The 11,765-nt window shown below is 68.9% G+C and carries 10 protein-coding genes; 8 read left to right on the plus strand and 2 right to left on the minus strand.

Features of this window, described 5'->3' with window-relative positions:
- Positions 1-20 precede the first annotated feature (20 nt).
- The 8 genes from OCH7691_RS07715 to OCH7691_RS07750 all read left to right on the plus strand — a co-directional run bounded on the left by OCH7691_RS07715 (position 21) and on the right by OCH7691_RS07750 (position 6,269).
- Positions 21-1,613 carry a benzoate-CoA ligase family protein gene (locus tag OCH7691_RS07715; protein WP_085882761.1) on the plus strand — a complete coding sequence of 531 codons (1,593 nt, stop codon included), beginning with the start codon at positions 21-23 and terminating at the stop codon, positions 1,611-1,613.
- An 11-nt stretch (positions 1,614-1,624) separates the two neighbouring features.
- Complete coding sequence (locus OCH7691_RS07720; protein WP_217807852.1) at positions 1,625-2,407, plus strand: alpha/beta fold hydrolase; 783 nt, start codon at positions 1,625-1,627, stop codon at positions 2,405-2,407.
- 55 nt (positions 2,408-2,462) lie between these two features.
- Entirely contained in the window at positions 2,463-2,783 is a 321-nt protein-coding gene (locus OCH7691_RS07725; RefSeq protein ID WP_217807853.1) for a hypothetical protein, read from the plus strand.
- 84 nt (positions 2,784-2,867) lie between these two features.
- Complete coding sequence (locus OCH7691_RS07730) at positions 2,868-3,374, plus strand: GNAT family N-acetyltransferase (protein WP_085882764.1); 507 nt, start codon at positions 2,868-2,870, stop codon at positions 3,372-3,374.
- 53 nt (positions 3,375-3,427) lie between these two features.
- Complete coding sequence (locus OCH7691_RS07735; RefSeq protein WP_085882765.1) at positions 3,428-4,012, plus strand: TetR/AcrR family transcriptional regulator; 585 nt, start codon at positions 3,428-3,430, stop codon at positions 4,010-4,012.
- Positions 4,013-4,080: 68 nt separating this feature from the next.
- The gene (locus OCH7691_RS07740; protein ID WP_085882766.1) at positions 4,081-4,815 is read left to right on the plus strand and encodes a DUF4396 domain-containing protein; all 735 of its coding nucleotides are present in this window, start codon (positions 4,081-4,083) and stop codon (positions 4,813-4,815) included.
- Positions 4,816-4,999: 184 nt separating this feature from the next.
- Positions 5,000-5,437 carry an NUDIX hydrolase gene (locus OCH7691_RS07745; RefSeq protein WP_085882767.1) on the plus strand — a complete coding sequence of 146 codons (438 nt, stop codon included), beginning with the start codon at positions 5,000-5,002 and terminating at the stop codon, positions 5,435-5,437.
- Between the two features lie 139 nt (positions 5,438-5,576).
- Positions 5,577-6,269, plus strand: a complete 693-nt coding sequence (locus OCH7691_RS07750; protein WP_085882768.1) for an NnrU family protein — start codon at positions 5,577-5,579, stop codon at positions 6,267-6,269.
- Between the two features lie 61 nt (positions 6,270-6,330).
- Here OCH7691_RS07750 and OCH7691_RS07755 read toward each other — a convergent pair whose 3' ends face one another.
- Positions 6,331-9,735 carry a PAS domain S-box protein gene (locus OCH7691_RS07755; RefSeq protein ID WP_176244962.1) on the minus strand — a complete coding sequence of 1,135 codons (3,405 nt, stop codon included), beginning with the start codon at positions 9,733-9,735 and terminating at the stop codon, positions 6,331-6,333.
- 160 nt (positions 9,736-9,895) lie between these two features.
- A complete protein-coding gene (locus OCH7691_RS07760) occupies positions 9,896-11,650 on the minus strand; it encodes a PAS domain S-box protein (RefSeq protein ID WP_176244963.1) in 1,755 nt (584 codons plus the stop codon).
- Between the last annotated feature and the right edge of the window lie 115 nt (positions 11,651-11,765).

Below are 11,765 nucleotides of genomic sequence, written 5' to 3' on the forward strand. Positions count from 1 at the left end.
GTCCGAGGGAGGAACCATCCATGCCGAGCCCGTCCAGTGTCGAACCGGGCGCATCGCCGCCGCGACCGGTCCTGCCGCGCGACTATAACGCGGCGAGCGATTTCATCGACCGGCACCTGGCCGAGGGGCGCGGCGACAAGCTCGCCGTCATCGACGACCACGGCCGCTACAGCTATGCCGACATCGCCGAGCGGGTGAACCGCGCCGGCAACGCCTTCCTCGCCCTCGGGATCCTGCCGGAGCAGCGGATCGCGCTGGCGCTTCTCGACACCGTCGATTTCTACGCCGCCTTCTGGGGCGCGCTCAAGATCGGCGCCGTGCCGGTGCCGCTCAACACGCTGCTGACCGCCGAGGATTACGCCTACATGCTGCGTGACAGCCGGGCCGTCGCGCTGCTCGTCTCCGACGCGCTGTCGCCGACGCTGGCGAAGGCGGCCGGCGACCTGCCGCGCCTGTCCCACGTGATCGCGAGCGGTGACGGGCCGAGCGCGTTCGCCGACGCGCCCCGCTTCGCCGAACTCTGCGCCGCCGCCGGCGCCGACCTCGCCGCCGCCGAGACCACGCCCGACGACATCGCCTTCTGGCTCTATTCCTCCGGTTCGACCGGCAAGCCCAAGGGCGTCGTCCACCTGCACGGCCACCTGGTGCAGACCGCCGTGCTCTATGGCGGCGGGGTGCTCGAGGCGGGACCGGACGACGTGTTCTTTTCGGCCGCCAAGCTGTTCTTCGCCTACGGGCTCGGCAACGCCATGACCTTCCCGCTCCATGTCGGCGGCACGGCGGTCCTGATGGCCGAACGGCCGACCCCGGCGGCGGTGATGAAGCGGCTCAAGGACTTCCGGCCGACGATCTTCTTCGGCGTGCCGACCCTCTACGCGGCGATCCTCGGCGACCGCACGATCGACCGGGGCGCATCGTCGGACGCGCTCAGGCTCTGTGTCTCCGCCGGCGAGGCCCTGCCCGAGGATGTCGCGCGGCGCTGGACCGACCGCTTCGGCGTGCCAATCCTCGACGGCATCGGCTCGACCGAGATGCTGCATATCTTCCTGTCCAACCGGGTCGACGCGACCAAGCTCGGCTCGACCGGCAAGGCGGTGCCGGGCTACGAGCTCAAGGTGGTCGGCGACGACGGGGCCGAGCTGCCGCCGGGCGAACTCGGCGAATTGATGGTGCGCGGGCCGTCGACGGCGGCCTTCTACTGGAACAACCGGGCCAAGACCGTCGCAACCTTCCAGGGCGACTGGTGCCGCACCGGCGACAAGTACATCGCCGACGAGGCGGGCTTCCACACCTATGCCGGCCGCGCCGACGACATGCTGAAGGTGAGCGGCATCTGGGTCTCGCCCTTCGAGGTCGAATCCGCCCTCGTCGGTCATGACGACGTGCTGGAGGCGGCCGTGGTCGGCCACATGGATGCGGACGAACTGGTCAAGCCGAAGGCCTATGTCGTGCTGCGCGACGGTCTCGCCGGCGATGCCGCGAAAACCCGGGAATTGCAGGATTTCGTGAAGAGCCGGCTCGCGCCCTACAAGTATCCGCGCTGGATCGAGTTCCGCGACGAACTGCCGAAGACCGCGACCGGCAAGATCCAGCGGTTCAAGCTGCGCGGTTGACGGCGCCGGCCGTGACGCAACGCGTAATGCTCTCCGGCGGCGCGGTCGAGACGCGCTGGATCGGGCCGCCGCCCGACCGGGCGTCGACACTGGTCTTCCTGCACGAGGGGCTCGGCGCGATCGGGATGTGGCGGGATTTTCCCGACCGCCTCGCCGCGCGGACCGGGATGGGGGCGCTGGTCTACAGCCGGTTCGGCTATGGCGGCTCGGACGCCTGCGCCCTGCCGCGTCCGCTCGGCTACATGCATGACGAGGCGGCCGGCCCGCTGCCCGAACTGCTCGACGCCTTCGCGGTCGAACGCGCGGTCCTGTTCGGCCATTCCGACGGCGGCTCGATCGCCCTGATCCATGCCGGCGATCGGCCCCATCCGTCGCTTCGCGCGCTGGCGCTGGAGGCCGCCCATGTCTTCGTCGAGGATGTCTCGGTTGCCAGCATCGCGGCGGCGAAGGAGGCTTACGAGTCGGCCGACCTGCGCGCCCGGCTGGCCCGCCATCACGGCGACAACGTCGATTGCGCCTTTCGCGGCTGGAACGACGCCTGGCTCGACCCGGCCTTCCGCGCCTGGAACCTGGAAGCGTTCCTGCCGGCGATCCGCGTGCCGGCGCTGGTCATCCAGGGCCGTGACGACGAATACGGCACCGCCCGTCAGGTCGACGCCATCGCCGCCGGCATGGGCGGGCGGGCCGAGACGTTGATGCTCGACGCGTGCGGTCATTCTCCCCATCGCGACCAGCCGGACCGGGTGATCGCCGCCGTCGCCGGTTTCCTCGAGCGGCACGCAATCGGCGGATAAGGCGGCGTGCCGCGCCCCGTTCCCCGGCGCGCCCGCATCCGCTAGGATGCCTTTCATGACAGCAGATCATCCGACCGCCGTGCAGCGGCGCTACCTTCGACTCGGGCTCGGCCAGCCCGGCGGCAAGCTCCCGCTGCACGACCGCAACGGTCAGCGGATCAAGCCGGCGACGATCCGCGCCTGCCTGGATCACGGCTGGGCGGTGCCCTGGACGCGCAACCCGATCAAGCCCGACTGGCTGGTCTGCCGCCTGACGCCGGCCGGGGAGGCGGTGGCGACCGCCGGGGGCGTCGAGGACGACGATGAAGAGGGCGACGATCCCTGGCCCGGGACCGGCGCGGAGAGCCGCGGCGAGATGGTCGGCGATACGGACTAGCGCCGGCGCCCGCCAGTCAGTAGCATCCGCGCTTCGATTTGTAACAATCCGGACTTCACGGAACCGCGCCGGAGACGCCGCGTCATGACGATCCCCGATTCCGCCCGGCCCGCCGCCGAGGCGCCGATTCATGTCCGCGACAGCGGTCCGGACGACCTCGACGCGGTGTTGGCGATCCTGCCGCGGCTCGCCGCCTTCGAGCTGCCGCCGAAACGGGTCGCCGAGGATCTCTGGCGCCACGATGCCGCGCTGCTCCGCGCCAAGGTCGCGGGCGAACGTCCGGACTGCCACGTGCGGGTCGCCGAGGGGGAGGATGGCGCGCTGCTCGGGGTCGCCATCCTGACGCTTCGCCCGGAACCGATGAGCGGCGCGCCGTCGGCGCACCTGGAGGTTCTGGCGGTGGCCGAGGGCGCCGAGGGACGCGGCGTCGGCAGGGCGCTCATGGAAGCGACCGAGGCGGTTGCCGCCGGTCACGGCGCGCGCTCGGTCACGCTGCATGTCTTCGCCAACAACGACCGCGCCCGGCGGCTCTACGAGCGGGTCGGCTATGCCAGCGAGATCCACCGCTACATCAAGCATCTGGACGATTGACGCCGGCTGCACTGCCGACAGGCCAACAAGAAACGAGAAAGCCGGACAACGCCATGGGCCGCCCCGCCAAGTTTCCCGAGGACCGTATCCTGGACATGGCCGCCGAGCTCTGCGCGGCGGAAGGCGTCGAGGCGGTGACCGCGTCCGGCGTCGCCCGCGCGCTCGGCGCGCCGTCGGGTTCGATCTATCACCGCTTCTCCGGCCGGGCGGAGCTTCGCGCGACGCTCTGGTGCCGCACGCAGGAGCGTTTCCAGGCGAGCTATCTCGGCATCCTGGAAGGTGTCGACGACCCGGCCGCGGCGATCGCCGCCGGCGCCGTGCACGCGGTCCGCTGGTGCCGCGCCAACCCGGCCGAGGCGCGCATCCTGATCCTGCACCGGCGCGAGGAATTCGTGGCGCCCGAGTTGCCGGAGGCCCTTCTTGCCCGCGCCGCGGCGCTGGAGGCCGGCGCGACCCGCATCCTCGACCACCTCGCCCGGGCGCTGCACGACGGGCCGACCGACTACGAGCGGCTGCATTTCATCGCCATCGGCGTGCCGCTCGCCGCCATGCGTCCCTACCTCGAACGCGACGGCGCGATCCCGCCCTCGGTCGACAGCCTCGTCGACGACGCGATCATGACCCTGCTGGGGGGATAGGCCCGGCGCACGCGGCGGAACTCCCGGCACGCGGGAACAAGGGTGCGTCTTGTGGCGTTCTGCCCGGCATGGTTCCCGAATGGCTCCATATCCTGTCGATCGTCTCGCTCGTCCTCGGCCTGGGTTCGGCGCTCTGGCTCGCCGTCGATCTCTCGCGCCATCCGCAGCATATGTGGATCATGAACGTCGTCTGGCCGGCGACGGCGCTGTTCGGGCACGTGCTCGCCCTGTGGGGTTACTACGCCTACGGCCGGCTCGCGGCAGAGGAGCGGGTCGAGGCGGCCGGGGCGCGGGACGAAACCCAGCCGCACCGGCGCCGGACGCCGTTTCCGGCGAGCGTCGGCAAGGGTGTCGCCCATTGCGGCGCGGGCTGCACGCTCGGTGACATCGTGGCCGAAAGCCTGGTCTTCCTGGTGCCCGCGGTCGCGGTCTGGGCGGGCTGGAAATCGCTGTTCGCGGACAAGATCTTCGCGATCTGGGTGGTCGACTATGTCTTCGCCTTCTCCTTCGGGATCGCCTTCCAGTATTTCACCATCAAGCCGATGCGCGGCCTCACCGTCGGCGAGGGCCTCGTCGAGGCGATCAAGGCCGACGCCGCCTCGCTGACCGCGTGGCAGGTCGGCATGTACGGCTTCATGGCGCTCGCCCATTTCGTGATCTTCGCCGGCCTGCTGGGCGTCGAACTCCGGAGCGACAGCGTTGAATTCTGGTTCATGATGCAGATCGCCATGCTGTTCGGTTTCGCGACCGCCTATCCGGTGAACTGGTGGCTGATCCGGCGCGGCGTGAAGGAGGCGATGTAGGGATGGCGGACCGGCCCGCGACCGGCCGCGAGAAGCGGCGATGCCGCGCGACCGCGCCGGATCGTTCGGCGGTTGATGTCTGCCGGTCATCGTCTATTCTCAGACGAATACGCACCGAAACGATCACAAACGAAAAAAGCAGGGGAGCCGGCCCGGCACCCCGGTGAGGAGTGAAACAACCGACATGCCGAAACCGGTCGACCCCGTCGAGCAGTCCGCCGCCCTTGCCTGGCGCCGGAAGAAGAAACGGGGTCTCGAATATCTTCTCGTGACCTCGCGCGACACCGGCCGCTGGGTCTTGCCGAAGGGCTATGTCGCGGATGGCCATACGCCGCCATCCTCGGCCGCGAAGGAGGCATGGGAAGAGGCCGGAATCAGGGGCGAGATCGCCGATCGCGAGATCGGCCGCTATTGCTATCGCAAGCTTGAGATCAAGGGCGGCGGCACGCTGAACGTCGCCGTTTTCCCGCTGAAAGTCGCGGAACTGGCCGATTCATGGCCCGAAAAGAGCCAGCGGACGCGAAAGTGGATGGATCCGGAGGCGGCGGCGAAGGCGGTCGCCGAACCGGAGCTCAAGACATTGCTCGCGGCCTTCGCCAGGCAGTTCGCCGAGACGGACTGATACGCTCGCCGGATCGGCGGGTGCCCGGCGGGCGGCTGGCGGGCCCCGAGCAAGCCGATCTTTCGGCGCTTCCACGGCCGCCCCGAATCCCGCTAGACTTCCGGCGCCGTCCAGCGGCATTTCTTTCGAGGAAACCATCATGACCGGTTCGCTCGCCGCACTCGTCCTCGCCTCCGCCTGCTTCCTGGTCATTCATGTCCTGCCGTCGACCGCGGCGCGGGGACGCCTTGTCGCCCGCCTTGGCGAGGGCGCCTACAGGGGGCTCTATTCGGCCATCTCGCTGGTGCTGATCGTCTGGATGTCGGTTGCCTACGGGGCGGTCGTGCCTGAGACGGTGCTGTGGGACCTGGGCGCGGCCGGCCGCTGGTGCGGCCTGGTGCTGATGGCGATCGCCTTCGTCCTGCTGATCGCCGGCGTCGGGACGCCGAACCCGACCGCCGCGGGCAGCGAGCGGTTGCTGCAGAAGGGCGTGGCGGCGCGCGGCATCGTCACCATCACGCGCAACCCGATCATGTGGGCGATTGCCATCTGGTCGGCGGCGCATCTGCTCAACAACGGCGACCTGCCGTCGCTGGTCTTCTTCGGCAGTCTCGGCCTGCTCGCGATTGCCGGCACGATGCTGATCGAGGCCCGCAAGGCGCGGGCATTTCCCGGCCCGTGGAAGGAACTGACGGCGGTCACCTCCAACGTGCCCTTCGCCGCGCTGCTTTCCGGGCGCGGCCGGTTCTCGCTCGGCGGACTGTGGTGGCAGGCGCCGCTCGGCCTGGTATTCTATGCCGCCTTCCTGCACGGACACGCGTGGCTGTTCGGCGTTTCGCCGCTGCCGCTCTAGGACGCGGTGCGATGAACCCGGAACCCCACCCGAATTCCCTGCCGGCGACGTCCAGCCCCGGCTAGCGGCGCCTCGTGCCGGATTTCTGGCGATCGCCGCCGGTCTCGGCAGCGGTTGCGCGCGGCTTCCCGGACGATTGCGCCCCGTGGTCGGCGGCGAGCCGCGCGGCCGCCTGTTCGCGTGGGGCGCCGGAAGCCTCGACGCCGGCGTCGAGGAGCGCCGAGAAGACCTCGACGCGGTTGCGGCCGCCGTTCTTGGCCGCGTAGAGCGCGCGGTCGGCAAGGCCCAACGGGGTCTGGATGTTGCTGTGGGTCCGCGTTGCCTCGGCGATGCCGATGCTGACCGTCATGTCGAAACGATGGGCACCGTGGACGATCGGCGTGGCGGCAATCCGTTCCCGGATACGCTCGGCCAGGACCCGGGCGCCGTCCAGCCGGGTGTTCGGCAACAGGATCGCGAATTCCTCGCCGCCGAGCCGGCTCAGCATGTCGCACTGGCGCAGCATCGGCGAAATCGTCCGGGCGAAGCTTCGCAGCGCCTCGTCGCCGGCGTCGTGGCCGAAGCGGTCGTTGATCCGCTTGAAATGGTCGATATCCAGCATCACCAGGCTGAGGCCGGTGCGATAGCGATGATGGCGGATCAGTTCGGCCTCGCCGGTGTCCATGAAATGCCGGCGGTTCGCGAGATCGGTCAGCGAGTCGGTGGTGGCGAGGCGGGTCAGTTCCCGGTTGGTATGTTCGAGCTTCTGTTCGTATTCGACCTGGGGCGTGACGTCGAACATGGTGACCTGGACGGCCGGCTCGCCATGCCAGTTCGTCATCCGCCGGAGCACGTCGGCGTATTTGACCTGGCCGCTCTGGGCGCGATAGCGGAGCCGGGTCCGGTTGGTCGTTTCCGTGCCGGCGAGAAGGCGGGCCGTTGCCTCGGCGACCCCGGCGCGATCGCTCGGCTCGATCAGGATGCTGGCGGACGGCAGGGCCTCGATCTCGCTGCCGTCGCGATAGCCGAAGAAGCGGGCGAAGGAGTCGTTGGCGAACAGCGGCTTCATGTCGCGGTGGATCAGGATGCCCTGGATCGAGCCCTCGATGAGGTCCCGGAAACGCGATTCGCTGTCGCGCAGGGCGTTCTGGGCGCGGCGTTCCTCGGTGATGTCCCGTGCCGTGCCGCGATAGCCGACGAAGGCGCCGTCTTCGTCGAAGACCGGCTTGCCGGAGATGCTGCACCAGCGCTCGCCGGTCGCCGACCGGTTCGTGCGATAGGCGAAGTCCTTGAACGGGCGGCGGTTGCTCAGGTCGTCCTGGTGGGCGATCAGGGCGGCCGCGTCGGTGGTCGCGTCGATGATCTCGAACCGGCTCCGGCCGAGCAGCTCCGTCGGGTCGATGCCCCAGCGCTCGTGAATGCTCGACGAGAGGTAGGTGAAGCGAAGGTCGCTGTCCATTTCCCAGAACCAGTCGACGGATGCGTCGGCGAAATCGCGGAAGCGCTGTTCACTCCGCCGCGCGGCCTCCTCGGCCCTGCGCTGCTCCGTGACATCCTGCAGGATCCCGAAAATCGCGATGGCCTTGCCCTGCCAGTCCAGTTCCAGCATGCCGATCGTGTGGACATGCCGGATCTCGCCGTTCGGACGAACGAGGCGGGCATCGAACTCGTAGCCCTCGCTTTCCTCGATTGCCTTTTCGACCACGGCCCGCAGCCGCATCCAGTCCTCGGGGAGGTAACGTTCCCGGGCGTTTTCCCGGTCGGGCACGAAGGTTGCCGGGTCGCGGTCATGGATGCGGTACATCTCGGCCGACCAGTGCATCGCCCCGGATTCCAGGTCGAGCCGCCAATGGCCGAGCTTCGCGGCGCGCTCTGCGCCCTCCAGCAGGATATTGGTTTCGCGGAGCTGCGCCGAGGCCTCGCCGAGCTGCCGGGCGCGTTCCTCGACCAGTTCCTTCGAGCGCAGCAGCTCGCGCTCGTGGGTCACCTGGGCGGTCACGTCGATGAGCGTCACCTGCACCGCCGGTTCGCCCTGCCAGATGATCCGTTTGCGGAGCGCGTCGAGGCAGATCGGCGTGCCGTCGAGGCGGGTGTTCCAGATCCGCACCGAGGGCACGAAGTCCCGGCCCTCGACGACGGCGCTGGAATCGGCGAGCACCGCCTCGCGCATCTCGGGATCGATGTAGTCGAGGAGCGTGGGCAACGCGGTCACGTCGCCGGTCGATTCGAACCCGTACATGGTCGCGAAGGCGTCGTTGGCGAACAGTGGCACCAGATTGCGGTGGACCAGGATGCCCTGCAGCGAGCCGTCGATCAGGGCCCGGTAGCGGGCGTCGCTCTCCTGCAGCGAGTGCCGGACCTGGAGGATGTCGGTGACGTCGGAGAAGGCGAAGATGACCGCCGGTTGGCCCTCGTAGTCGAACTTCAGGGCCGAGGAAAAGATCGTGATCTCGCGGCCGTCCAGCCGACGCAGGTGAAGCTCGCGGTTGTGGTAGCTGCCATCGCGCTCGAAGATCACCTTGTTCTCGGCGAGCTCCGCGTCGTCGATATAGAAGTCGGCCGTCCGCATGCCGATTGCCGAACGGCCGTCCGTGCCGAGGGCGGCCGGCAGGCGGGCATTCTCGGCAATGATCTCGCCGTCCGGATAGCTGCTGATCCCGGCCGGGATCGGCAGCATCTCGAGAAATAGGCGGGAACGCTTCTCGCTTCGATCGCGTGCGAGTTCGGCGTCGCGCTGCTCGGTGATGTCCTGCAGCACGCCGAACAGGGCGGTCGCCTTGCCGTCGCTGTCGGCCTCGACGTGGCCGATGGCCCGGACATGGCGCAGTTCGCCGTCGGGTCTGACCAGCCGGACCGTCAGGTCCCAGCCCGGACCGCCATCGATGGCATGCTGGACGGCGGCCGTGACGATTCCCCTGTCTTCCTCGTGATAGACGGCGAGGGCCGGTTCCAGCGAGGGCTCGAAGGAGTCCCGGTCGAAGCCGTAGATCCGGAATATCTCGTCGGACCAGAACAGCTCGCCGGTTTCCAGAACCAGCCGCCAGTGGCCGATCCGGGCGAGCCTTTCGGCATCGGCGAGCATGGCGCTCTTCTGGAGGATCACCGCCTCGGATCCGGGATCGTCGCCCTCAGGCGCGCCTCCGTCCGTCGCGGCATCGAAGTCGAGCAGGACGGTGCCGTCGGCCAGTGGCGTGAACGAGAGTTGCCGGATCCCGCCGCCCGGGCCGAATTCGCCTGTGACGGTCGCCGGGATGCCCGGATCGCGTGCCGCGTCGAGCGCCTCCGCGGCAGCAGGATGCTCCAGCATGCCGGCCAGGCCCTCGCTTGTCAGGGCGGTGTCGAACAGGCTGTTCCGGAGGGCGGCCCGGCCGTCGCGATCCAGGATCGCGGCCGGAAATGCGCGAGTTTCCAGCAACGCGCCGGCGAGGCTCATGTCGCCGTTGGCGGTGGTGCGGCCGCTTTTCGCGGTCGCGGGAACGCCTGGCATGTCGGAATCCGCTCGCGTCATATCGAACGCAGCCTATCGGCAACTCGTTAATGAGGACTGAATTTATATAATCACTGAATATATAGATCGCGCGGCGCGCAATGCTGTCGGCCGGGTCCCGCCGGGCGCGGAGAGTTCCCGGGGCGGAGGCGGGGTCGGGCTAGGGGCGGGCGTCCAGCGCGGCCCGGACGCGGGCAGCCAGTTCCCAGTGCCGGAAGGGCTTGCGCAGCAGTTGCTCCGGCGCGATGCCGATGACGCCCGGGTCGTGGCCGCTCATGAACAGGACGACGAGCCTGTTGTCCCGGTGGCGGAAATGCCGTGCGAGTGCGTCGCCGGAAAGCTCGCCCGGCACCACGACGTCGGTCAGGAGAAGATCGAACCGCCCCTGTTCCCCGATCAGCGAGGAGGCTTCCCGCGCGCTCCCCGCGCTGATCACCTCGTAGCCGAGTCCGGACAGCTGGGCGGCGACATAGTCGCGGACATCGTCCTCGTCGTCGATCAGCAGGATGCGTTCGCCGGTGCCGCGGGGAATCCGGTCGGCCACTCCGGCGTCGTCGCCCTGCCGGTCGGCGCGCGGCAGGTAGAGCGAGATGTCGCTGCCTTTCCCGGGGGCGCTGTCGATCGTCAGGTAACCGCCGGACTGCTTCATGAAGCCGTAGGCCATGCTGAGCCCGAGGCCGGAGCCCTGGCCGATCTCCTTGGTCGTGAAGAAGGGTTCGATCGCCTGCTCGCGGACCTGCTTCTCCATGCCGAGCCCGTCGTCCCGCATGGTCAGGCGCACGAAGCTTGCCGGGGCGATGACCGCCTGCTCGCCCTCGACTTCCTGGCCGTCGACGACATTGGCCGTTTCGACGATCACCGTGCCGCCGTCCGGCATCGCGTCGCGGGCGTTGATGGCGAGGTTCAGCAGCGTGTTTTCCAGTTGCGACAGGTCGACCAGTGTCGGCCAGAGGGTCTCGGGCGAGCGGATCTCCAGCCGGATCCGGGCGCCGAGCGTGCGCCGCAGCAGGGTCGACATGCCGACCAGCGCCAGGTTGACGTCGGCCGGCGCCGGGTCGAGCGGTTGCCGGCGGGCGAAGGCGAGAAGGCTGTGGGTCAGCGTCGAACCGCGTTCGGTCGCCCGGATGGCGGTTTCCAGGCGCTTGATCAGGATGTCGCTGTCGCCGACCTCGTCGAGGACGATTTCGAGGTTGCCGAGGACGATCGCCAGCAGGTTGTTGAAATCGTGGGCGACGCCGCCAGTGAGCCGCCCGACCGCTTCCATCCGCTGGGCGTGACGCAGGTTCCGGGCCGCCCGGCGCTGGGTCGTGACATCGCGGGCCACGACCTGGATCGCCGGAACGCCGTCCCACTGGACGAGGCCGGCGGTTGCCTCGATATCGCGGCGCAGGCCGGACCGGGTGAGCGCCCGGAAACTGTATTGCTGCGGCGGGTTCTCGCCGCCGAGCCGTCGCGCCCGGAGGGCGAGGATATGCGCCCGGTCCTCCGGCACGATGAGGTCGGTGACCACCATCCCGATCAGTTCGCCCTGGGGATAGCCGACCAGGTCCGCCATCGCCCTGTTGCAATGGGCAATGACCTCGCCGCGCACGACAACGATGGCGTCGGGGGCGGCCTCGACCAGGTGATAGTAGCGGTCCTCGACCTCTCCCAGGCGGGTCTGCAGGGCGATTTCCAGCGGGCCAGGTATCGCCGTGATGCGGCAGATGCGATCGCCCTGCGGGGAATCGCGGAGCGGCCGGAAGGTGAAGCTCAGCTCCCCTTCCGGCAGATCGTGACTGCTCACGAAATTGTCGCCGCCCTGGCCGCGGGCGATATCGCGGCCGAGCGGCGAGGCGGGGTCGACGTGCTCGAAGATCGAGGTGCCGATGGCGTATTCCGCGGAGCGGACCGAGTCGCCGCCCGATATCTCCATGAACGTGATGGTTCCGTCATTCAGGACATCAATAACGGTTGTCCCGATCAGAGACAAAAATCTCCCGCTATGTTGGTCGATAGCCCTCATCGGCGTTTCGATCTGTGGAAAATCC

The organism is Oceanibacterium hippocampi (assembly GCF_900172325.1).
Taxonomy (GTDB): domain Bacteria; phylum Pseudomonadota; class Alphaproteobacteria; order Sneathiellales; family Sneathiellaceae; genus Oceanibacterium; species Oceanibacterium hippocampi.

What these genes read in the sequence shown, in the direction of transcription:
- OCH7691_RS07715 (WP_085882761.1), top strand. Translation starts at nt 21, where the DNA reads ATGCCGAGCCCGTCCAGTGTCGAACCGGGCGCATCGCCGCCGCGACCG.
- OCH7691_RS07725 (WP_217807853.1), top strand. Translation starts at nt 2,463, where the DNA reads ATGACAGCAGATCATCCGACCGCCGTGCAGCGGCGCTACCTTCGACTC.
- OCH7691_RS07730 (WP_085882764.1), top strand. Translation starts at nt 2,868, where the DNA reads ATGACGATCCCCGATTCCGCCCGGCCCGCCGCCGAGGCGCCGATTCAT.
- OCH7691_RS07735 (WP_085882765.1), top strand. Translation starts at nt 3,428, where the DNA reads ATGGGCCGCCCCGCCAAGTTTCCCGAGGACCGTATCCTGGACATGGCC.
- OCH7691_RS07740 (WP_085882766.1), top strand. Translation starts at nt 4,081, where the DNA reads ATGGTTCCCGAATGGCTCCATATCCTGTCGATCGTCTCGCTCGTCCTC.
- OCH7691_RS07745 (WP_085882767.1), top strand. Translation starts at nt 5,000, where the DNA reads ATGCCGAAACCGGTCGACCCCGTCGAGCAGTCCGCCGCCCTTGCCTGG.
- OCH7691_RS07750 (WP_085882768.1), top strand. Translation starts at nt 5,577, where the DNA reads ATGACCGGTTCGCTCGCCGCACTCGTCCTCGCCTCCGCCTGCTTCCTG.
- OCH7691_RS07755 (WP_176244962.1), bottom strand. Translation starts at nt 9,735, where the DNA reads ATGCCAGGCGTTCCCGCGACCGCGAAAAGCGGCCGCACCACCGCCAAC.
- OCH7691_RS07760 (WP_176244963.1), bottom strand. Translation starts at nt 11,650, where the DNA reads ATGGAGATATCGGGCGGCGACTCGGTCCGCTCCGCGGAATACGCCATC.